Here is a 22,050-nt window from a genome sequence, read left to right as displayed (position 1 = left end):
CGCTTCACATCGGAGTAGCCATCCGGGAAGCCTGAAGCGCTTTGAAAACGCATGTGCTGCGGCTGTTATTCATAGCGTGGATGACTTTGATCAAAACAATCGATTTCATCACTCTTCCGGAATCGTGCATGGACAAAAAAGAGCCTCACGCACCAATCACACGCTGCTCTATCGCGTGACGAAAGCTGCCTTAGGAATAATCCAAAGGAGAAAATCTTCGATGCGCCCTGACGTGCAGTGGAGGTCGTGCCGAGAAAGTGAGTTGCAACTGGCCGACAATGTCGGGCGGTGCGACCATGGTCGCTTCGGAGAATGAAATCGGGCCAGTTCACGGGGGCGGTACTGTTATTCGTCGACGGCCGCCCTTCCCAAGACAGGCGGCATCGCAAGTTGGTTCTGCCGATGAAAACAACATCGCCGGATACATGTCAGCAGCCGCTCAGGATTGGATGATCCAGCCAAGCTCTCGGCGTGATGGCACTGTAGGCGTCACAGTCGAAGCATCTCATTGATCGTTTATGGGGCTTTCTTCGATGCCGCTGATGCCTGACGGGCGGTCGCAGCTGCAGGCGACAACACGGCCTATTTAGTTGGAAACAGTCGAGGTAAGCCAATTTGGCTTCCCGTTACTATCTGGAGAAAGAAATGCTGTGCCTAGGAATCAGCGGCGGACTTGACCAAGTCCATGAAAACCGATTCGAGCGTCAGAACGCCTTTATGCACGATGGCGCCGCGGTGCTCGTCCGAGACGGAAAGGTGATAGCCGCCGTAGAAGAGGAACGCCTCAATCGAATCAAGCACTCGAACAAGCTGCCAAGTGGTTCGATTCAATACTGTCTCTCGACGGCCGGGGTTCAGCTCAGCGACATTGATCGTGTCGCGGTCTACGCCAGCGAGCCCTATGCCAACGCCATGCTTGAAGGTATGTCCGCTTCCCAACCGGACATTCTCTCCACTCCGTTGGATGCTAAAATGTTGGTGCAGAACCTGTTAGCGCGTGAGTTCGGCACTAAGTTGGACAGTTCGCGTATTTCATTCGTAGGTCATCATCAGGCGCACGCCGTGAGCGCCTTTGCAATGTCGGGCTTCGAACAAAGTCTCATTCTAGCGATTGATGGCTGTGGTGATTTCCTGTCGGGCCTTGTGGCGGTAGGGTCTGGCACAGAAATTACGCAAATCGAGGCTTTCCCGGAGGACAATTCTCTTGGGCTGTTTTATCTCGAGACGATCCGCTGTCTCGGCTACGGCATGTTCGACGAGTATAAGGTAATGGGACTCGCGCCCTATGGCGACCCCGCTCCCTATCGCGAGCTCTTCGATCAGTTCTACGAGCTCTCCGCCAACGGTGGCTACCGTGTTCACCTCGACCGCATCGGTCCGGCGTTGCTCCGCAACATCGAGATCAGGCGAAAGGGAATGCCTTTCACCCAGCAGCATCGAGATGTGAGTGCGTCACTGCAGGAAGCGCTTGAGCGGATCGTGTTCCACATTCTCCGGCACCACCGTGAGGCCACCGGCATGAAGCGGTTGTGTCTGGCGGGAGGGGTAGCCCACAACTGCACGATGAACGGCAAGCTGCTGTATTCAGGGCTTTTCGAAGACATCTTCGTGCAACCCGCGTCTCACGACGCTGGCTGCGCATTGGGAGCTGCGCTGATAGTCTCTAACGAGATGGGCCGCCCCGCGCCGCGTGAGCGACTGCAGGAGGTCTATTGGGGTCCTGATCTCGGGAGCGACCGCGCCGTGGAACAGGAACTGAATGCATGGTCCGGACATCTCGAGGTTGAACGCTCTTATGACATAGCGAGCAGTGCAGCCCACTGGATCACCAACGGCGCCGTGATCGGCTGGGTGCAGGGTCGTTCGGAGTTTGGGCCACGTGCGCTGGGCAACCGCAGCATTCTTGCCGACCCTCGGCCCGCTGCAAACAAGGACCGGATCAATGCCATGGTCAAGAAGCGCGAAGGCTATAGGCCTTTCGCACCATCTGTGCTGGAAGAGGATGCGAGCGAATTTTTCGACCTCCCAGACGGTAAGCACGAATTTCCATTCATGAATTTCGTCGTTCGCGTGCGTGACTCAAAGCGCGCCTTGTTGGGTGCCATTACGCACGTCGACGGTACGGCTCGGCTGCAAACAGTATCGCGCGATGCCAACCCCGCTTACTGGGAGGTCATCAATGCGTTCAAGAAGCGGACAGGCACTCCAATTCTGCTCAATACGTCCTTTAACAACAATGCTGAACCGATCGTGGATACGGTTGCAGACGCGATTGCCACATTTTTGACGACAGAGCTGGATGGACTTGTGGTCGGGCCCTTCCTGGTAAAAAAACGGGCTGCAACGCTGCAGGATTGGACTGCGCTTGCGATTTCATTGCCTCCCTCAGTCTCCCTCCATCAAACCCGTGCTTACACAGCGCGAGATCATCAGGAGACTGTCTGCGAGATTATTCCGAACCACTCCAGCATTGACAGTGTGCGAATTTCAAACGACCTGTTTAATCTGCTGATGCGGATTGAGGGCGAAGCCGTGTTAAGCGATCACCTCAATATAATTGCGCCGGATCAGGCTGAGCATGAAGCTCTGCTGGAGGACCTGCGAAGACTGTGGGAGCAGCGCCTGGTTCGGCTGCATCCCTCACAAGCTGCTCGGATGGATCATGGGTCCGATAAAACGCCGGACCAGCCTAATAGGCTATCAATGTGATAGAGATGCCGCTCAAGCTCGGCCAATCAATAGTGTTCATCGACCCCGCCTGCGAGCTCACCGCTGTGATTTGGGGGGGTCGAGGTCGCCCTGGTCAGTATGCTTAGGAATGCTTTGAATGGGTCGTGTGCCTGGGTTGGAAAGGCGGGTCTGGCCTCACCGGACTTCTGTGTCGAGAGGTCCAGCCCGCAGAACTTTAGAAACTGGCGATGATGACCTAAGCGGCGAAGATCGCCGGCTTCGGCAATGACGGTCAATGCCTTGATCGGTCCGATGCCCGGGATTTGTCGCAGGAGCTGGTAATCCTGGCTGTGCCGCAGCAGATCGTCGGCCTGTGCTTCGATCTCATTGCGGTGCCGGATCAGGCTGCGTGCTTCGTCAATGACCATCCGGAACATGCGAATGGCAGGCGCATCAAATGGCAGTGGCAGTCCGATCGCTGGGCGCGCCGTCTCGAAAATATCCATCAGAATCTGTGTCTTGCTGACCTTGCGGCGGACGACATCCCAAGCTGCTGCCACAAACTCCTCCTTCGTCAGCGCCGTGATGCTTGCTGGGGTCGAAAAGGCATCGAGGAAGGCAAAGAACCAATCGCTGCGGCTGTTCCCCCGGAAGCGATCGATCTCGGGAAAATACAGCGGCAGGTAGTTGTCAGGATGCGGTGCTGGATCTCGGTCTTGGCCCTGGCGATCGCTTCATGTGTCTTCGACAGTTCCTGCACGTCGTTGATGCCGGCTCGCAGCGGATCATGGTAGACCTGCGTCGCCTGGATCCTGAGCATGTGTAGGATCACCTGGGCATCGATCTTCTTGCCGAATATGACGCCGAAGGCCTCAAGAAGCCCAGGCATCTGTTCTCGATTTTGCCTACTAGGCTGACGAGAAGGTCGCGTGCCGACAGCAGCACCCGCACGACACAGGTGCCGTGGCTCTTGGTGCGAACCTGCTTAAACCATCCGGTCCGTCCGATCTGGCAAGGCCCGCCGCTCGTCGGGGCCCGATTTGTTCGGCATCATCGAGAGGGCGGCGCTTGACACGATCGGAAGTCCGCGCTTCGTTAACTCGTTCCAGAGCCAGACCGCAAGCGGTCACGGCTCCATGCCGATCCGCTCCGTCTCCGCAGTTCACAGTCCCGCCCGCATCTCCCGGTCGGGCCCGGGTAGCCATTGCGCTGCAAGGCGGGTCTGATCGCTAGGGCGGCGCCCGCCACCATCTCCATCATCGGTTCGGCGACATAGCCAATCATCTCCCGTAAGAGAAGTGCTTTCAGGCAAGTTCCGCAGGTTCAAGGAGATCGTTGACGGCGGCCACTTGGGAGCTGCGTCGAGTGCATGGTCGAGCTTGCCGCCCAAGGTACGTGGCTTCGAAACGCGTGCGATTGCGCCTCATTCAAGACCGGTAGCGGGTGGTCGCCGACATACAACGGGGCGCAGGCGACTGAAACGAACCCGTCGGCCACTACGGAGCAATCCTGCCGCCTGACCAGGCGCGTGGGAAAGTATCACAACGGTGACCACAGCGTCGCTTCAGGCCGTCAAAAGCTATTGCCGTGCGTCAAGGCGGGCTAGGTGACCCGTCGGAGGCCGGCACCAGCGGCTTTGTCCGGACAAGACAAATGCTATTGGGATTTGGCCGCCGCAGCCGCGAGCATCGCTTCTCCCATCGCAATGGCCCCTTGGGCACGCAGCATTTCACCAGGGTTCTGAATGTCGCGCAAGTCTTTGTTCTGGCTGAGTTTTGATTTTCCAACCAGGCCGGTGATCTCGATCTCCAGGGCGACGATTGCCTTAACCATCGTGTCGATGAAGTCCTTCGGCGCGTCGCCCATCTTCCACGGGGCAGGCTGCGAGGCTTCTTGCATATGAGTGAGCTTCGCCACGTTACGGCGTACATATCGCTCATCATCCCGGACAGTGATGCGTCCGTGGGCGTGGACGACGAGATAGTTCCACGTCGGCACCTGCTTGTGGAGTTCGTGCTTGCTTGGATACCAGTTCGGCGAGATGTAAGCGTCGGCCGCACGGAAGATTACGAGAACCTCATCGCCATTGGCGACTTCCTCCCAGACTGGATTCTTGCGAGCGACATGGCAATTGAGAACGCCCTTGTCTCCCTTCGAGCGGTCAAGCTCGAAGGGGAGGTGGTTCGCGTCCAGTGTGCCTTTGCTTTGGGTGACGAGGATACCAAGCGGGTGTTTCTCGATAAGCTCGAACAGGGCGTTCTGATCAGGGACGGCAAAATGAGGCGGAACGTACAACGGTTTATCTCCTGTCGCGAATGTGCGGTTGCTAGTAATCGGCGGAGCCTTACGGAACGGGCTCCTGAATCTTCGCTGCCGTCGACGAGTGCCCCGGATCTCGGTGTCCACCACGCTCAAGAACCGCCATCGAGAAATGGGCGGGCACATCAGATGCCGCCGCGTATGAGTGCGGTTGGTCAGTGACAAGCCGCGCACTCTCGCCTTCGCTTAAAATGACCACATGGGTACCTACCACAACGCTCAGGGCACCCTGACTGACCGAGATCAACTCGCGCGTATCCGGACTATGAGCATCTGCGGAAAACACGTCGCCCGGCATAATGACCCAGCTCCACAATTCGAACATCGTGCGCCCCGAGGTCGATGAATGAAGTTGTGCAAAGCTTCCCTTGGCGCTTGTCCAAAGCGTCCTCGTCTCTGTCCGCTCAATAGGAAGGCGAACTGTGGAAGGATCGTCATTCAGCAAATCGGCCACGGAGAGCGAAAACGCCGCCGCCAGTCGGCAAAGTATGCCGATACTAGGGTTCGCCTTGCCTTGCTCCAGCGAGACGACGGTTCCCTTGGACAAGCCGCTCAGTTTTGCCAGGCGATCCAGGGTCAGATTTTGGTCGCGCCTCAAGTCTCGGATTCGAACAGCTATCGCTTGCCCAAGGACCTGCTCGGCATCAAAGGCTGTCGTAACATCGGTCATTATATTGACTTAGGACCTCGGCTCACCTATTGCGGTCAGTATAATGACCGGGGCGAAATTGCAACTGCCCGTTAGGAAGGAAATAACCGATGCGTTTTGAGACGAAGGCGATCCACTGCGGCCGAGGGGTCGACGCGTCCACGGGGGCCGTATCCATGCCGCTGCACACCAGCACGACGTTCGAACGCGGTGTCAACGGGTCATTTCCGTCCGGCTTCGAATACACAAGGGATGGAAATCCTACACGCAATGCGTTCGAGGCGGCCATGGCGACGCTTGAGGGAGGGGAAGACGGCATCGCCTTCGCTTCGGGCATGGCCGCGATCGCTGCAGTTTTCGAGAGCCATCCGTCGGCGGGTCGGATCGTTCTGCCGGATGACATGTATTTCGGCATTCGTTCGCTGATCGAAGAGACCGACATTGGGTCTCGTTTCGACTTTGCCCCAGTCGACATGCGCGATTTGGACGCTTTGCGCGCCGCGGTGACATCGAAGCGGACTGGCCTCGTCTGGATCGAGACGCCGTCAAACCCGATGATCCGCGTTGTCGACATTGCGGCCATCTGCGCAATCGCGCACGAGGCAAACGCCTTGGCGGTGGTGGACAATACGTGGGCCACCCCAGTGCTTCAACTGCCACTCGAAATCGGGGCAGACGCGGTGATGCACTCGGCGACAAAGTACATTGGCGGCCACTCGGATTTGATGGCCGGTGTCGTCATTGTCCCAAACGCGTCACCCCTCGGTCGCCCATTGCGGATGGTCCAGAAACACAAGGGCAGCGTCGCAGCGCCCTTCGACTGTTGGCTGGCGTTGCGGGGCCTGCAGACATTGCCGGTCCGCATGCGCGCCCATTGCGAAGGCGCCCAGAAAGTGGCCGAGGCCCTGGCGTCTCATCCGCGCGTCGAAAAAGTGCTCTTTCCTGGTCTGCAAACTGATCCGGGACACGATCTTGCTACGCGGCAAATGAGCCATTACGGAGCGATGCTATCCTTTATCGTCGAGGGCGGAGCCGATGCTGCAATGGCCGTGGCCGGCCGCCTGAAGATTGTTGTCCGGGCGACAAGCCTTGGCGGGACGCATTCTCTGATAGAGCATCGCGCATCCGTTGAAGGTGCGAAGTCCAAAGCGCCAGGCGGATTGCTGCGAATTTCTGTAGGGCTTGAACATCCTCAGGACATTATCGATGACCTGATGCAGGCCCTAGGCGAAACCTTCAAAGCGGGAGTCCAATGACGGGTGCAAGAACTCTGGCGCCGCTTTATGTGGCGGCTGGCGCAGCCGACGATCGGCAGAACAATGTTCCTGCTGAGTAGAACGCACGTCCTCTGGTGAACCGCTATCGCCGTGTCGCATCGTCTCGGGCGCGTGGTCGCATGGGTGATGAACGTCTTCGGGTTTCTGGACGATGGCCACGCGCTCGACCGGAAGCGGAAATACCCAGATTTGCCGTTGACCTACTGCTGCTCGACCTCGTCGGAGATCGCGGTCAACAGATGGGATGGATGTGCTGGCACTACGGCAGTTTGACAAGCCGGCCATCGAGGCGCTAGCACCGTCCAAAGCCAAGAGTCGCAGGGCAGAACTGACCGCACCAAGCGGGCTGCGGGACCCATCAGCTAACGGCCAGGTTGGTACCTCAACGCGCATCAGCACCGTGGATGCCACATTGTCCTTGTTGCGAGCGTGATCTCGGAACTTCGTTGTGACGCAGTCAGTGCGCTGTAAGCAAATGAGCGGAAGAACGACACCCAGTGGAGGTGAGAAGTGATGCGGCGTCAAGATCCTCCGCGCTTTGCGGCAAACACACTGATCCCTCTTCACAACCCGGTCTTTCGTTCTATCTGGACAGCCACGCAGATATCCAGCCTTGGCTGGCTGGTGCAGAGCGTGGCTATAAGCTGGCTCATGGCCACGATTTCAGCCTCCGATCTGATGGTTGCGCTCGTACAGGCTGCATCGACGCTGCCCGCGTTCTTCTTGTCGATCCTTGCTGGAGCCATTGCAGACAGCTTCAGCCGCCGTGGCGTGATGCTTGCCGGACACTGCCTGATCGCACTGGCATCCACGGCGCTGGCACTCTCTGTGGGACTGGGCTTTGCTAGTCCATGGCTGATCCTGGGACTGAGTTTCTTGGCCGGATGCGGCTTTGCTTTGAACGATCCAGCCTGGCACGCCTCGGTCGGCGATATCCTGGAAAAGCGCGACATACCCGCTGCAGTGACGCTGATGTCGGTGGGGTACAACGTGGTTCGGAGCATAGGACCGGCGCTGGGCGGTGTAATCTTGGCTTTGCTGGGCCCCCTTACGGCTTTCGCCCTCGCTGCGCTAAGTGACCTGGTCCCGTTGAGCGCTGTTCTGCGCTCACAGTGGCAAGTTCGCTCTTCGCCTCTTCCGCGCGAGCGGATGACTACGGCCATTCATGATGGCATGCGATTCACGGCGATATCCTCAGAGATCAGAGTGGCGATCGTGCGTGCAACCCTGTTCGGGCTATCAAGCATCTCGATCCTTGCTTTGCTCCCCCTCCTGGTTCGCGACCAGCTGGCGGGAGGGCCAATTGTGTACGGCGTGCTATTGGCCGGCTTCGGCACAGGCGCCTTCATCGCCGGCATTGGCAGCAGCTACTTGAGACGCATCACGTCCCAGAACCGATTGATCACGCTCGCGTCCGTTGCTTGCGCAACGTGCTGCCTTTTGATGGCCCTCACATCGTCGGTGGCTGTGGCGGCGATCGCGCTTGCAATCGGTGGCGCTGGCTGGGTTGTCACCTGGACCGGAACCGACGTGTGTGTGCAGTTGGCAAGCCCAAGGTGGGTCGTTGGTCGCACCCTGTCCATCTATTACGCCCTGACCTACGGCGGCATGGCAGCGGGTAGCTGGATCTGGGGTGCTGTCGCGCAGTACTATTCGCTGACGTGGGCTTTGGAAGGTGCTGCAGCGGCACTGTTGCTGGTCGCGGCTGTGGGAAAGCTATTGCCGGTGCGGCTATGGGAGGAATCGGATCAAGCGGCCGTCGACTTCAGGCCACCAGAACTGGCCCTCCCTTTGAAGCCCAGGAGCGGTCCGATAGTGATTAAGATGGAGTACTCGATACTCGAGGAGAGTATCGATGAATTTCTGAGCTGCATGCGCGAAAGGCGGCGCGTTCAGAGCCGCGCCGGTGCGCGGGACTGGACCCTCCAGCGCGACCTTCAGAAGTCGACGCTTTGGACCGAGACATTCCGCACGCCGACATGGACGGACTATCTTCGTCTAAACCATCGGCTAACGGTGAATGACAGGGACATAGGCGAGCGCCTTGCCGCTCTGCACATGGGTGATTCTCCGCCTCGCATCTCACTTTCAATCGAGCGGTCGACAAGCCCCGCCCCCGGCAGCCAAGTCCAGCCTGTGCCTTTTGTATCGCGCCCGTGAGAAAACCAAGTCTTGTCTGGGCTTGGACACGGAACGAGCTACTCCTTAATTTGTTGAGCCTGCCCGGATTGCAAATCGTTCCGGCCGGTTAGGCGAGCATGAGGATTCGCGTGGCAATTATGTCCATCACGGGTCCCATGTTCAGCCCGACACCCCCCTCTCTGCCGCCAGATCGGCTTGAGCACGGATTCAGGTCGCCTGTCCTTTGCATAGCGGCGGGCAACGAATAGCAAGGGGGCGGAGGGTATCCCCGTCTGCGAAGCGGGCAGAGGAGGATCCGCAAGGCGGGTTGCTGGGGAGACGGGCCGCGCGCCTCTTTACGCCTAGTTTTCTCCGTTACAAAGTCCCCCGGGACGGACTGCCAGTTCACGCCAGGGCCAACAGCATGCTCGCACGGGCGACCGCCGCGTCTGCCGGTCCTGCGAGTAGAATAAGATCGGGAAGTGCGGCTTCATCCTCGATGCCAGAACTCGCGTCGCCGTACCGCGGCCGCCAGAGCCCCTTGCGCTGTCACGAGTCAGCCCACCTTTCTAGCTGGCAGCGCATCGGGAGCCGATCCGCAGCACCTGTCGGCGCGCCTTCCGTGTCAACGCAGAACATGATGCATATTCCCAGCGCTTTTTGACAGAGCGAACTACAAAATGCAGAACACTGACTCTCCGCCAAATGAATGCTGCGAGCAAGCAGCAGGCGGAGGAACTCCGTCTGGGCTGAGTATGTGTTTCAACGCAGACAAATAAATTATAGCCAGTTCACGAAACGCCGGGCCCGCTCCTCTGGCGTCCGATCGTCCAGGAAATCCCCTCGGCGCGCACCACGCCAGACACCTCCTTGCCGATATGATGCTCAAGCACCGGCCGCCAAGGCACCAGCGTGAACTCGCGCGATTTCTCGATGACACCGTATTTTCCGCCGGCGAGCTCGACGCAGCAGCGCAGCGTTCCGTCTATTCGATTGCCATGCTGCGCTTCAGAATACGAGAGCCCGAGTTCGTCCGAGAGCTGACTGGCAACACGGTTCAGCTCTCGTTGGCGCAGCATTGAAAGCATGTTGGCGCGATAGATGACCCGATCCTGCGCATCATGGGCAAGACCTTGCGCGATCAGCCACTGCTGTCGGCGGGCCTGGATCTGACGTACTTCGCGACCGAAGCCAGAGTCGCGCAAGGACTCAGGGTGGGCTGATACCAGCTCCTGGTCGATCCAGGTGGCGCCGTCGAAGCCTACTTGGCTCTCCAGCGGCATTGATGAGAGCTTGTCGACGACAACAGGCTGGGCCCTCGCTCGCTGACGCTCGTAATCCGCGACGCGGTTGAGATGGTCGGGCGCGACTGTCCATGTGCCGTCCGGCTCGCGCTCGACGCCACCGGTCGCACGGCGGATCGCCTCCAGTCGCCGCACGTGCGTTTCGGCAAAGCGTTCAGTGGCCGAGGGGTCATGCTTGAGATGGATATCGATGCTGTAGCGCCCGTCGTTGACCGTGGCGATGCCGGCAATTGTGCGGTCGACTTTTCTTGGCCCGGTGTCCCTCGGCCTGACCCGCACTATGCAGCCCTCTGGTGTCGGTTGGGTGGCCTCGCCTTTGCCGATATCAAAATAGTGGCTTTTGCCGTCCACGCCGTCGACGACGAGGTAATGGCGGTCAGTGATTTCGTCGGCCAGCCCGCGCCCGACGACACGTCCGACCACGGTTTGAGCCGACCCGTCGCATCGATCGTGGATAAGATGGTCGGCGGCACTGCGGACGAGCCCCTTGCCCGTCAGCTCGCGATGGATGGTCTTGACGATGTCGCCGCGCGCGCCGATGCGGCGTAGCGTAGCTTCGAGCTCATCCTCCAGGCGCCAGCGACCGGCAGGCATCTCCTCGGCGAGGCCCATCCGCTCGAGCTTGCGCAGGCGGCCCTGGTGCAGCGTCTGGCGAAAGGTGTCTCGGCTGGCCGGTGAGACACACCCCTCATCGTCGCGCATGCGCATCAGCTGCCGGTCGATGCTGGTGAAGCGTTCCTGATCCATCTCCTGGCGCAGGCGCTGCTCGATCTCGCGGTCGGTGCGCGGGCCAAGGTCGAGGCTAACCAGTTCGGCTGCGCGCTCGCGCAAGCCAGAGGAGATGTAGTCCCGCGCTATGACGAGGTTTTCGCCGTGATTGTCCCTGCCGCGCACGATGATGTGGGTGTGGGGATGGCCGGTGTTGAAATGGTCGACGGCCACCCAGTCTAGCCTGGTGCCGAGGTCTTCTTCCATTTGCGCCATGAGGCGCCGGGTGAGCGGCTTCAGGTCATCATACTCGATACCGTCTTCAGGGGCGACGATGAAGCGGAACTGATGACGGTCACCGTTCGCGCGATCGAGAAAGGCCCTGCCGTCCGCGTGGTCATTGTCGGCAGCGTAGAGCTCGCCACGCTCGCTTTCCCGGGTGACGCCGTCGCGCTGGAGGTAGCGGAGGTGCGCACGAGCCCCGTCGACTCCCTTGCCGGCCAGCTTGACGATGCGTGCCTTGACGACTGCGCGCCGCTGCCGAAACGCCGCGTGGCGGTCGCGCGCTCTAAGAACGGCGGCAGCGGCCCCGCCGCGCCCCACCCGGCTTCCGATGAAGCGGCTGCCGCGTCCGCTCCTGCCGCCTGCTCGGTTGACCGCGGCCTGCACCTGGCCAGCGTAGCGTTTGCCCGCCTTCGAGCCGCGCGAGCCAATTTTGCCGAGCTTCGGCGTGAATTCGTTATCCTGCATGCGGCCTCCGATGAGCCAGCAGCAATTTCAGAGGCTTGCGCGCCAGACCCTCCTGGACCCGGAGGCAACCTCCTGGGAAAACGATGTGCAGACAAAGACTTGGCCGCCTCCAGGAGGCGCTGCCTTTATCTTGCCTTCCGCGCACCTGCCCCCCCTGGCCCCCGCCCGAACCACGGTAGCCGCTGCCTCACCTGCGATCCGGCCGGCCTGATCTTGCTCGCTCCGATCCGAGCGGCACCAGGAGTTGGCCATTCGGGCCGGTCACGGAAACACCGTTTCGGAGAAAAAACAGCGACTGCCCGGACGGGATTCCCGGCGCGCTTTTGGAACGGGATTTGCCGGTGAGCGCGTCCATATCGGCGGCCGAAATGCCCGCCGCCTTGATCTCTTCCAGATACGAAACCGTCTCGCTGGGCAGCGGTCGCCCGCGCTGCAAATGCTGCTCGTAGCGCTCCGGCCCGGCGTTATAGGCTGCAAACAGGCCTGGAAATCCGAAGCGGTCATACATGGCGCGCAGATAGGCAGTGCCTGCCAGAATGTTGTCGCGAGGGTCGTGCGGGACGGCTCCGAGGCCGAGCTCTGCGCGCAACTCCTCGTAGGTGGCTGGCATCACCTGCATGAGGCCAATGGCGCCGGCGCTCGACGTGACCGGCCGCCCATTGAGCGTCGTCTGCCCCCGGCTTTCGGCATCCATGACGGCATAAATCCAGGTCTGTGGAATGCTGAAACGCCGGCTTGCTTCGGCTACGAAGGGCTGCCATCTTGCAAGCTGCGGACTATGGGAGATGACGACCGGCTTCGTGTTGGTCGCGGCGGAACAGGAGCATGGTGCGAGACACGCCATGCTCAGCATAAGGAGGGTCACTCGGTCCATAGCGGCACGAGCCTCCCGATGATGTTTTCGGCCGGCACCGGCCCGAAATAGCGGCTGTCGAACGAGCGATCTTTATCGCTGCCGAGCAGGAAAACCTCGTCGGCGGCGAGTTTTCGGCATGCATTCCACCAAGGCAGCGGACGGTGCTGCGTGTCGGTTGCAAGCCGGCGCGCGGCTATCTCGCCGCCGATGATGATGGCGTCGCCGAAGGTGCAGACATGCTCGCCGGGCAGCGCCGCAAGGCGCTTGACCAGCGGCACGTTGCTGGGCAGATAGAAGCGTTCGGCGGCGAGATCGGCGACCGGTCTTGGTGGGCGGACGAGTACGAGATCACCACGAGCGGGCGATCTGGATGCGGCGCGATAGAGGCCGACCGGCGCACTGGCCGAGGCGTTCCAGACCAGCCAGGGCGATGGTTTGCCGAAGGCGGCGAAGCCGATCAGGCCAAGGCCGATTGTGGCAACGACGATCGTCTTGCGGGCTCGAATGCGCCGCAGATGGCTGCCGATCAGACGGATGGTGGGACGCCGGCTCATGAGCGGCCTCCCTCACCGGCCGAGCCGGATTCGTGCGCGCCATCCTCGGGCGCGGTCTCCTGCGCGTGCCCCTTCGACCAGTCGTCGAGTTCGTCGATGTGATAGCGGACATAGCGGCCGTGCTTGCGGAATTGTGGGCCACCGCCTTTGAGGCGCATCTTCTCCAGCGTGCGCTGGGACAGCCCGATATAGAAGGCCGCCTGCGCGGTGTTGAGAAACGGACTGCCCTTCTTGGCGCGGGCTGCGCGTTCGTTTTCGTCGTCCATGATGATCCTCGGTTCGTTACGGGCAAGCGAGGCGAGGATCGGCGAGCGAGATCGTTTTGGGGACGGGCGAAGAGTGGGGGGCGAGTTTTCGCCGCCCCCTTCGGCGGCCTCACGGGTCCTGAGAGAGGCCCTGCGCCGGTTGGCGGCGCAGGGCTTTGCGGGTCGGCCGGTCAGTCGACCGGGTTCCAGATGATGGCGTAAGTGTCGTCGTCATCCTGGCCGGCGGCGCGGCCCAGATTGGCGTAGAGCTTGCGCGGGCCAAACTCGGGGGCCGCAATCGACAGGCTCACATAGTCCTTGCCGGAGGTCTCACCGGTGCGGATCCAGGCCGCACCCACTTCGACCCCTTGCGTCAGCACCCGGAAGTCGGGATGGGTGTCGGCGCTCTTTGCCTGATTGGGCACGATGTCGATGTCGGCGCGGACGCTGAGCGTCTTGAGCTGGCCCTTGTAGCCGCCGTTTTCCTGTTTGGTGACGTATCCGATTGCGGTCATTTTCAGTCTCCTCTTGGTGCTCGCAGGGGACCATTCCCCTGCGATGGCGGACCGTGATGGGCGCGTCCGGACCGCCGGAACCGGCACGGCCGCAGCGCCAGCGGAGGACCCGAGCGGGGAGTTTTTTTGAAGCGAAGCGGCGCGAGGAAGCCGCCGCAGGCGGCGGGGAAAAAAGCTGCCGGCGAGGGTTTCGGGCCGGCCGGATCCGCCCATAGGTCGTCAAGCCAGGCGCAGGGGAATGGTCCCTGAGACACAATGGAGACAGGTTGCGCGATCGGGAGCACAATAAGCAGGCGGCAATATGCGGGGGGCCGGCGGCGCGGGCTCTCTCGGCAATCGGATTGGCAATTGGACCCACGCGCCTAGCGCCTCAGCAAGCAATCCGGGGCGGTGCGGGGCTGCCGAAATGGGGGCGAATTGGCGTTGGAATTTATCGCACGCGGCACTGGCTCGGCAAGACGATCAATCGGAGCCGGCGCGGCCCGGAGCGGCGCGCGCGTCCTTAGCGGCAGTACTCGAGAAAACGCCGCTCGGGCCCTGATCGACTATTCGCCACGAACAGCGACTGCTTCCTTGCGCACAGATCGGCGAATAGGAAGGCCTCGCGGCTGGGCAGCTTTCGGCCGGGAATTTGATCCAGCGTGCAGCCAGGCCTCAACTTGAGGCGGCGGCCATTCTCGCCACCAGGAAGCCGCGGACCTCCCAGGCGAAACTGCTGTCCGCGCCATGCTTGCCGCCGATCTCGGCGAGCATCGAAACGGCGATTTCCTTGTCGCGCAAGCGATCGAAACGCCATTGTCCGGTTGCCGCCATATGCCGACGACGCGCACGATATTGTCGTCGCCAAGCGCCCACCTTGCGCGCGAACATGCCGGCGGCAGCAAGGGGTCGCGATTGCCGCTGGCCACCACCGGGCAGGCCAACAGCTTGTGCCGCATATTGCCGAATGCGGCGTCAGCCTTGCAGCCGGCAAGGCTGGCAGTCACTGTCTCGTTGGCTGCGCGCTGCGGCCCGGGGCGCACCTTGGCGATGCAGATCGGCATAGTTCAGCATCGGGCCGGTGAGTTCCGGCGCCGTCAGAAATGGGCATCTCCTCGCTATCCGGCGTCGGCTCGGTCGTGGCCAGTTGAGCATCGGGCATCGTCATGCCGCAGTCCCTTCTTGCGCCTCGCCTTCCGCATCGGCCTGAAGGCCAAGCAGGAAATCGGCGGCCTTCGAGGCGAGGCTGGCGGCACGGAAAATGGCGCGGTTGTCCTCGCGCAGCACCTTCAGCCATGAGCCGATGTAATCGGCGTGACGCACGGTCGGCTCGATGCCGAGATTGCTGCAGACGAAGGCGGCAGTGATTTCGGCGACCAATTCTTCACGCGCGTAAGCCTTGGAGCCGAAGGAGCCGGAGAGGTCGCGACCAAGCCGCGTCGGGTGGCCGGTCCAGTGGCCAAGCTCGTGAAAGCAGGTCCGGTAATAGTCGATCTGCTGATGGAACGCCGGCTGCGGCGGCACCTGAATGTGGTCGCTGCCCGGCATGTAGAAAGCGCGATCGCCGCCGACCCTGAAATCCGCACCACTGGCGCGAATCAGCGTTTCGGCCTGCGGCGCGATCTCGCACTGAGGCAGCGGCTCGGCGGGGGCATGGAGGTGTTCCGGAAAATTGTCGCACTGCGCGACATTAAAGACGGTAAAGCGCTTCAGAAAAGGCACGGCCTGTGGTGCATCGCCCTCGTGGCGTGCGCGCTCCTTCTCGTCCTTGGGGACAAAGCGGTCGGCATGCACGATGGTCGTGCCGCGCTCGCCTTTCCTGACATTGCCGCCCAGGGCAAGCGCCTGCCGGAAGGTCAGCCAATTCTGGCTGGGATAGCTGCGCTCGATGACGGCGCCCCACAGGATGAGGATATTGATGCCGGAATAGCTGCGCCCCGTGGACGCATTCCTCGGCAGGCCGAGGCCTGCTTTTGCGCTGCCCCATGGCTTGACCCATGGCACGGTACCGCGCTCCAGCTCGGCAATGATGCGGTCGGTGATCTCCTGATAGAGGCTGGCGCCCGGGCGCCTGCCCTTGCCTGCGCCAGCCTCTCCGCTGGTGGTACGCTTGCTGTTTGCACGCATGTGTTATCCTCCGCTCACCAATCGCCGCGCCTTTCCCCGGAAGCGGGGTGGGCGGCGAGTCGCGACCGGAAGGGCCCGCCCAGTAGGCGGACCGCATCCGAAGGACCGGAACGAAGAGGAGGACCCTGAGCGGCACGCGAAGGGTTGCGGGCTGCCGCAGCGGGTCTAGAAGGGAGTGCCGCCCGCCTCGCGCCACCGGGAAAGGCCAACAGACAAACCGCGCCGCCCGCAAGGGCGGCGGCCGTCACAGCCCGAAGGGCTGCCCACGCCAAGGGGCGAAGCCGAATGGCCGAGACCGCCTGAGCTTGCCGAAGAAAAGCGGGCTCGGTTCACGAGCACCTGGTGCGCGTCGTCAGGCGCGCGGGCGCGCGCCAAGTTTTTTCGCACATGGTCAGGCGGCGCAGTTACGTCGAGAACCCAAAGGCACCGCCGCCGTGCGCGCGGCTTCCTCCGAAAACCAGCGCTCGCCTTTCAACAAATTGAGGCATTGTCCTAGACAATATTCCTGTCCGGATCATGATAGATGCGGCGCGCCCGCTAGGACCGGAGGCTGGACAGAATCTCGCACGGATCAGCGTCAATGGCCGCAGTTATGTCGAGAAACTCGATGACGTCGAGACGCCGCTCTGCGCCCTCGTACTTGGCCACGAAGGATTGGGGACGACCAAGCTTGTCAGCCAGCTGCTCCTGGGTCAGGCCTTTGGCCTTGCGCAGCGAAACCAGCTGGGCCAGAAACCGCTGGTGGCGGGGCGATCGAAGGTATTTGGGCATGGAGGCGAACCGGTCGGGTAAAGACCGGATCAGCGACTAATCCCGGTTTCGGATTATCCCATCTTGGGATATACTGCGTGCGCTCACAGGCGAGGTTCGCAGGCATGAATGGACCAATGGGAACAGATGAGACTCGAAGCTCAACTTTGAGCGATGAAGTCCCCTGGTCGGAGAACCTCACGAGCTACGACAGGGAGCATTTCACAATCTACCTGCGGATCCTGGATGCCTGCGCCGACAATGCCAGCGAAAAGGAGATGGCCGAGCGCATTCTCGGCATCGACCCGTCCATTGACCCGGTCCGCGCCCGCAAAGCTCTTCGCAGCCATATCGACCGTGCGAACTGGATGGTGACGACCGGCTACAAGGAACTGTTCGCCGGCTGATGCACAACGCCCACTGCCACGTGTTTCGAGCAGGCAAGTCTCTGTAGCCAAATTCGGCAGCGCACGGCCGCGACGGCCGGCGCGGCGGGAGCGGTCACAACTGGTTCGCGTGCTGTTTGACTGCCATTTCCAGTGCTTGCATCAAAGGCACAGCCTTGGAGAAGAGGAAGCCCTGAGCGGTTCGGCAGCCAAGCTTGTGCAGGGTTTGCCGATCCGCCTCTGTTTCGACGCCCTCGGCCATGACCTCGATCCCGAGCATGTCACCGAGTTCGATGACCGATTTGACAAGCAGTCGGTCCTCTCGGGACTTGGCCAAGCCGCGAATGAAGCCCTGGTCTATTTTCACCTTGCGTATCCGACGGTCCTTGAGAGATGCCAAGGTAGAAAAGCCGGTGCCGAAGTCATCGAGCGCGATGGAAATACCGGCATGTGAAAGCCGTCCGAGCTTTTCATCCACTCTGTCCGGGTCCACCGGCGATTCTTCGGTAATCTCGATTTCGAACATCGTCGCAGGCAGGCCTCTTGCCGCCAGACCATCCAGAACCATGTCGTCGATATCGCCGGCTTCCAGTTCGCGAGGGGAAACATTCATCGCCACACGAATGTTACGACAGTCAGCTTTCACCAAGCCGTCGATAAAAGCACAACAGTCGGCGAATACGGTTTGCGTCAGCAGCTGAAGCATTCCGGTTTCGCGTGCGGCCGTGATGATTTCGGGTGGAGAGATGGCACCATGCGTCGGATGGGACCATCTCAGCAAGGCTTCAAAACCGACCACGGTCTCGGTTTCGAGTTTCACGATCGGCTGGAACCAAGGTTGCAATCTTCCCGTCTTTATCGCCGAATGAAGATCCCGTTCGATCGACTGGCGACGTTGCAGTTCCCTGTCGAGTTCGGCATCGAACAGGCAAAACTCGTTCCTGCCATGGCGCTTGGCCGTATACAGGGCGATATCCGCCCGCAACAACATTTCAGTCAGGCTCGGCGTCTGCGCCAAGTATATCCCTATCGATGCCCCGACCCGAACGGACGCGACCTCGATATAGGGGCGAGCAATTTTGGCTATGATATTGGAGGCGAGATCACTGGCAGAAAGCGAAGCTCTCGTTGAGGGAAAAACCAGCACGAATTCATCGCCGCCGATACGAGCGAGCGTTGAGCCTTCGGGTGCTTCCTGCTCTATGCGGCGGGCGATCATGACAAGCAGTTCATCACCGGTCCTGTGACCGTAGGTGTCGTTGACAGATTTGAAGCCGTCCAGATCAATCAGCATTGCCACGAAGGGGCCATCCGCGCTCTTGAACCGACCGATGGCGTGTTCAAGGCCCCGCCTGTTGAGAAGGGCGGTCAGATGGTCCTCCCTGGAGTTGCGCTCCATTTCCGACGCAAATCGCTCTGCCTCATGTCTCAGGCGGCTTGCTTCGCGGAAGCGCGCCTGCCCAACAAACGAAGCTCGGACCAAGCCGCCCATGAAGAGCAGAACGGTGAAAGCCAGAATGTAGCGTTCAAAATTGCCTTTCGCCAAAAGGCACGCCACCGTGATGAGGAGTGGAGGTGTGATGAAGCTGGTCGCCGCCGCGGCATACGAACTGCCATATGTAACCGCACCAGCTGAAATGCCCGCCAGTATGACCAGATGCATCGGTGCTTGTGGTGTTGTGTATCCAACAGTCAGCACGGCCGGGAAGGACCAGGCAAACCCTGCCAGAAGGGCAAGGACGCCAAACATGCGAAGGCGCGGCAAAACGCCAAGCAAATCCTGATGGCGCCCCGTTTCCTTTAGCTGAAAACGGGCGAGTGCAAGCCGGGCGGCATTTAGCGCATTGACGACCAGGAACCAGCTGGCAGCGGCAAAGCCGCCGCCAGAAAGGGCCTGCACCGCGCAAATCAGGCCTGACAGGATCGCGCTTATCGGCATCGACACGAAGAGCCCGGCCCTCAGGTCAGCAAGCTGATCCTGACGGATTTTGGGCTCCAGCGATTCTTCTTCCTTTAGGGGTGCCATGAATGGACCAGCTTGCTTGCGTCGTTGTTCGCGAGGACCAAACCTATGCAAGCCCACTGAAGGACGGGTTAACTACCCAGCGAGGGTAACCAGTGCGCTCACCATGCTGCGGGTCACACCTTTGGCTTGCATTGCGGAATCATCAAGGCTTCGCCCGCGCGCGTGCCTTGATCCGAATCATGCCATGATCGGCAACGTCACCAGGAAGCAGCCGTGCCCGCGACGACGCGCGCCAGCAAGACAAGGAAGCCTCGCCGAGACAGCGTTCCAGAGCGGCAGCGCTCTGTGCGATTCACCGCCTGAGCATGGCCGAAATGCCATGGCGGACAAAGGGAAGATGTTGGGCAAAGCGGAGCGCAGCATGTCTTGCAAGCCGTGCCGCCGGGTGCTCGCTTGAGTAGAGACCGACAAGCATGTTGGTGGCATGATAGAGCGGCCCCGCCGACAGCCGCAGCCGGCTTTCGTATCTGCCGAGCATGTCGGGATCGGCAATGTCGCGGCGGGCGCGACATGCTGTCAGTATTTTATGAGCGAGTTGCTTCTGGCCGCTGAGGCCGATGTTAAAGCCATGCGCGGTCACCGGGTGCATGCCGATGGCAGCATCGCCGATCAGTGCCGCACTCGGAGCCGAGAACTTGTGCGCCCAGGTCGTGACCAGCGGATAGGCATGGCGGGTGCTTGCCAGGGTCATCTGCCCGAGGCGTCCTCGACACCTGTTCATCAATTCCATGCGGAACAATTCGTCATCGAGAGCAGACAGTCTGTCGGCCTCGCTTGAGCGCAAAGTCAGAAGCAGCGACGACACGCCTTCCATGAGCGGCAACATCGCTATGGTCTGATGGTGGTCGAACCATTCGACCGCGATCTGGTGATGGACGCGCTCGTGCCTCACTCGGCAAATCAGCATGGAGTGGCCAAGCGGATGGATGGTGGCGCCAATGCCGAGCAGGTCGCGCATCGCGGACAAACGCGAATCCGCTGCTACGAGCAGCCGAGCGGCCAATTGCCTGCCATCAGAAAGCGTTATGACCGCCTCGTCTTCGCTATTTGTTGCATTGACGACCGAGTTGCCGCACAGCAGCCGGGCATGATCCTGGAAGTGGACAATTTTGAACAGGGCATCGCGGATCCGACAATTTGGGACCAGAAATCCGAGTGGTTCCCCAGATCCGCTGGGAGCATCGAAGCTCAGGGCGAAAGGGCTGGATCCGTTGAGCACGCGCGCGCCATGAAGCGGTGATTTGTCCGATGCGGGGATGGCATCCCAGGCGCCGAGCTCGCGAAGGATTCTCACTGATGCGTGGGTCAGCGCGATCTCGCGACCGTCGAAAGCCGGATTCGCCAGGCTGTCGAGCGACTGCCGTTCAACCACTGCCACCTTGAGTCGGCTCCAGGCGAGCGATGCTGCGAAGGCAAGTCCGACCGGCCCAGCTCCGACGACAATGATGTCGAATGTGTCGACATAGCCGGCCATCAGCGTGCCGCCAAAGCGGCTATCTTCGATACGAAGCGCTTTTGAAGCATCGCAATCACCCACGGTTTGCCGCTCATCTCCCCAACTCGATAGACATGCGTTCTCCGTTGGAAGCCTGGTCAATGAAACCATGCCGATGAAGAGATAACGCTGATCTGGATCAACCAGGCTCGACAAACCCGGCAGCGGCGGGTTCACGGTCGAGTGGTCGATTGCCGTGAAAACGTCTGCATGTCTGGGCATTCTGAATGGTCGGCTTCCCAATCGCGTGCCCCTCCTGGCCAAAGGTTCGGCAACGTATTGTGGCTGATCCGTTCTTCGCACGCGCGCCTCGCGGGCAATCGCCAGCAAAGATTCGGTCGACTGACGACCAGCATCCGCACAGTCGTTGGCGCCGCCAACCGGTTCAGCCTCGCGGCTCTTCCCGATCGATAAGGACCCGCTCGGCGGAGCCGTCGAGATCTTTGTATTGGCCGCTCTACAAGATCCACCGGAAGCCCCGGTCCAAGCCCCACCAAAACAGGCAGCGGCCATCGCATTTCCGTCAGGACGGGCGTCTTGCTGCCGACAGCGTGCTCTCCGACCATAACGCGCTAGACGCCGAAGGAACTCGCCGACGGCCTCATGTCCAAATGATGTGGGAAGGGAGCAAACCAAAGGGACTCTGCTTGGCGTCCCCGCTTTTTTCGCAGCTATGAAACCATCACTGAGAACGGATCCGTACTGAGGAGGAGGCGGTCCTTGACTTGCCCGACGCCGGCAACCTTCTCGGCCGCAACGATCGCTGCCTTCCGCTGACGCTCGTCGACAATCGCCCCCTTCAGTTCGACAAGGCCGTCGCTGACCCTCACATCGATCACGTCACCACCGCTCCAGGTTTGTGGCTGCAGTTCGGCAAGGATAGCCTTGCGGATCAGTTCGTCATCGGGTGGCGTGGTGCCCTGTTTCGACATGGCGCGGATCAGGACAAGCAGCAAATCAGTTCGCGTGATGATGCCGACGACCCTTTCCCGATCGACAATCGGGACATTGTTGATGCGGTGTTGCATCATGAGGTCGACAGGAGGCGCCGAGATGACGTGTGTGGTCATCACCTGATGGATAATCCGTCCATTCGAGCGCACACATAGTCATTGGCGGTTGTGCCCGGGCCAAGATCAAGCTCCAGCCAGCGCGGACGCACACGCTGGGTTCCGAGTTCCTCTCGGCGCAAGAAGTCGCTTTTGCTTACAATGCCAACCAAGGTGCCGTCGCTGGTCGTTACCGGCAGGCAGCTGACTTTGCTTCAAAGCATGACCGCTTCGGCGATCGTCGCGTTCGCATGCGTCGTGATGACTGGC

At 60.8% G+C, this 22,050-nt stretch carries 18 protein-coding genes and 1 pseudogene; 4 read left to right on the top strand and 15 right to left on the bottom strand.

Annotated elements, in window-relative coordinates; all coding sequences use genetic code 11:
* Positions 1 to 645: 645 nt before the first annotated feature.
* Positions 646 to 2,709: a carbamoyltransferase family protein gene (locus tag NKI99_RS16585; RefSeq protein WP_352611484.1), complete on the top strand. Its 2,064-nt coding sequence runs from the start codon at positions 646 to 648 to the stop codon at positions 2,707 to 2,709.
* Between the two features lie 149 nt (positions 2,710 to 2,858).
* Here NKI99_RS16585 and NKI99_RS16580 read toward each other — a convergent pair.
* The 3 genes and pseudogenes from NKI99_RS16580 to NKI99_RS16570 all read right to left on the bottom strand — a co-directional run.
* Positions 2,859 to 3,511: pseudogene (locus NKI99_RS16580) on the bottom strand (transposase); the annotation flags it as partial.
* Between the two features lie 815 nt (positions 3,512 to 4,326).
* Positions 4,327 to 4,965 (bottom strand): FMN-binding negative transcriptional regulator, encoded by a 639-nt coding sequence (locus NKI99_RS16575; protein ID WP_023783766.1) that lies wholly within the window; start codon positions 4,963 to 4,965, stop codon positions 4,327 to 4,329.
* Between the two features lie 49 nt (positions 4,966 to 5,014).
* Positions 5,015 to 5,659 carry a helix-turn-helix domain-containing protein gene (locus NKI99_RS16570; RefSeq protein ID WP_352553827.1) on the bottom strand — a complete coding sequence of 215 codons (645 nt, stop codon included), beginning with the start codon at positions 5,657 to 5,659 and terminating at the stop codon, positions 5,015 to 5,017.
* A gap of 89 nt (positions 5,660 to 5,748) precedes the next feature.
* Between NKI99_RS16570 and NKI99_RS16565 the strand changes: the two genes are divergently transcribed.
* Together NKI99_RS16565 and NKI99_RS16560 are read left to right on the top strand one after the other, a co-directional pair.
* Positions 5,749 to 6,894 carry a trans-sulfuration enzyme family protein gene (locus NKI99_RS16565; protein ID WP_352604082.1) on the top strand — a complete coding sequence of 382 codons (1,146 nt, stop codon included), beginning with the start codon at positions 5,749 to 5,751 and terminating at the stop codon, positions 6,892 to 6,894.
* Between the two features lie 534 nt (positions 6,895 to 7,428).
* The gene (locus NKI99_RS16560) at positions 7,429 to 9,075 is read left to right on the top strand and encodes an MFS transporter (protein ID WP_023809301.1); all 1,647 of its coding nucleotides are present in this window, start codon (positions 7,429 to 7,431) and stop codon (positions 9,073 to 9,075) included.
* 752 nt (positions 9,076 to 9,827) lie between these two features.
* On the opposite strand, the gene rlxS is transcribed toward NKI99_RS16560, so the two are convergent.
* The 8 genes from rlxS to NKI99_RS16520 all read right to left on the bottom strand — a co-directional run bounded on the left by rlxS (position 9,828) and on the right by NKI99_RS16520 (position 16,845).
* Positions 9,828 to 11,798, bottom strand: a complete 1,971-nt coding sequence (gene rlxS / locus NKI99_RS16555; protein ID WP_352611445.1) for a relaxase/mobilization nuclease RlxS — start codon at positions 11,796 to 11,798, stop codon at positions 9,828 to 9,830.
* Between the two features lie 187 nt (positions 11,799 to 11,985).
* Entirely contained in the window at positions 11,986 to 12,642 is a 657-nt protein-coding gene (locus tag NKI99_RS16550) for a lytic transglycosylase domain-containing protein (RefSeq protein WP_434059680.1), read from the bottom strand.
* A 17-nt stretch (positions 12,643 to 12,659) separates the two neighbouring features.
* Positions 12,660 to 13,208: a signal peptidase I gene (gene lepB, locus NKI99_RS16545; RefSeq protein WP_352611443.1), complete on the bottom strand. Its 549-nt coding sequence runs from the start codon at positions 13,206 to 13,208 to the stop codon at positions 12,660 to 12,662.
* A complete protein-coding gene (locus NKI99_RS16540) occupies positions 13,205 to 13,474 on the bottom strand; it encodes a helix-turn-helix transcriptional regulator (protein ID WP_023735797.1) in 270 nt (89 codons plus the stop codon). Before NKI99_RS16540 ends, lepB begins: the two co-directional genes overlap by 4 nt.
* 170 nt (positions 13,475 to 13,644) lie before the next feature.
* Positions 13,645 to 13,968 (bottom strand): DUF736 domain-containing protein, encoded by a 324-nt coding sequence (locus NKI99_RS16535; RefSeq protein ID WP_023762782.1) that lies wholly within the window; start codon positions 13,966 to 13,968, stop codon positions 13,645 to 13,647.
* Between the two features lie 654 nt (positions 13,969 to 14,622).
* Positions 14,623 to 14,838, bottom strand: a complete 216-nt coding sequence (locus NKI99_RS16530; RefSeq protein ID WP_198020838.1) for a hypothetical protein — start codon at positions 14,836 to 14,838, stop codon at positions 14,623 to 14,625.
* A 273-nt stretch (positions 14,839 to 15,111) separates the two neighbouring features.
* A complete protein-coding gene (locus tag NKI99_RS16525) occupies positions 15,112 to 16,074 on the bottom strand; it encodes an ArdC family protein (protein ID WP_352611442.1) in 963 nt (320 codons plus the stop codon).
* A gap of 537 nt (positions 16,075 to 16,611) precedes the next feature.
* On the bottom strand, positions 16,612 to 16,845 hold the full coding sequence (locus NKI99_RS16520; RefSeq protein ID WP_352611441.1) for a helix-turn-helix domain-containing protein: 234 nt from the start codon (positions 16,843 to 16,845) through the stop codon (positions 16,612 to 16,614).
* Between the two features lie 104 nt (positions 16,846 to 16,949).
* Here NKI99_RS16520 and NKI99_RS16515 point away from each other — a divergent pair, with 104 nt between their 5' ends.
* Positions 16,950 to 17,231 carry a DNA -binding domain-containing protein gene (locus NKI99_RS16515; RefSeq protein ID WP_081731037.1) on the top strand — a complete coding sequence of 94 codons (282 nt, stop codon included), beginning with the start codon at positions 16,950 to 16,952 and terminating at the stop codon, positions 17,229 to 17,231.
* A 94-nt stretch (positions 17,232 to 17,325) separates the two neighbouring features.
* On the opposite strand, the gene NKI99_RS16510 is transcribed toward NKI99_RS16515, so the two are convergent.
* From NKI99_RS16510 to NKI99_RS16495, 4 genes are all read right to left on the bottom strand, one after another.
* On the bottom strand, positions 17,326 to 19,236 hold the full coding sequence (locus NKI99_RS16510; protein WP_352611440.1) for a putative bifunctional diguanylate cyclase/phosphodiesterase: 1,911 nt from the start codon (positions 19,234 to 19,236) through the stop codon (positions 17,326 to 17,328).
* A 292-nt stretch (positions 19,237 to 19,528) separates the two neighbouring features.
* A complete protein-coding gene (gene ubiM, locus NKI99_RS16505; RefSeq protein WP_352611483.1) occupies positions 19,529 to 20,710 on the bottom strand; it encodes a 5-demethoxyubiquinol-8 5-hydroxylase UbiM in 1,182 nt (393 codons plus the stop codon).
* 692 nt (positions 20,711 to 21,402) lie between these two features.
* On the bottom strand, positions 21,403 to 21,801 hold the full coding sequence (locus NKI99_RS16500; RefSeq protein WP_245260241.1) for a BON domain-containing protein: 399 nt from the start codon (positions 21,799 to 21,801) through the stop codon (positions 21,403 to 21,405).
* Positions 21,801 to 21,980, bottom strand: coding sequence for a CBS domain-containing protein (locus NKI99_RS16495; RefSeq protein WP_286462603.1), 180 nt, complete (start codon positions 21,978 to 21,980; stop codon positions 21,801 to 21,803). The genes NKI99_RS16500 and NKI99_RS16495 overlap by 1 nt, the downstream gene beginning before the upstream one ends.
* Positions 21,981 to 22,050: the final 70 nt, after the last annotated feature.

It is taken from the genome of Mesorhizobium sp. M0239, assembly GCF_040321815.1.
In the GTDB taxonomy this organism is placed as follows: Bacteria; Pseudomonadota; Alphaproteobacteria; order Rhizobiales; family Rhizobiaceae; genus Mesorhizobium.
The sequence above is the reverse complement of the archived record's forward strand: the minus strand, read 5'-3'. Positions and strand labels throughout refer to the sequence as shown.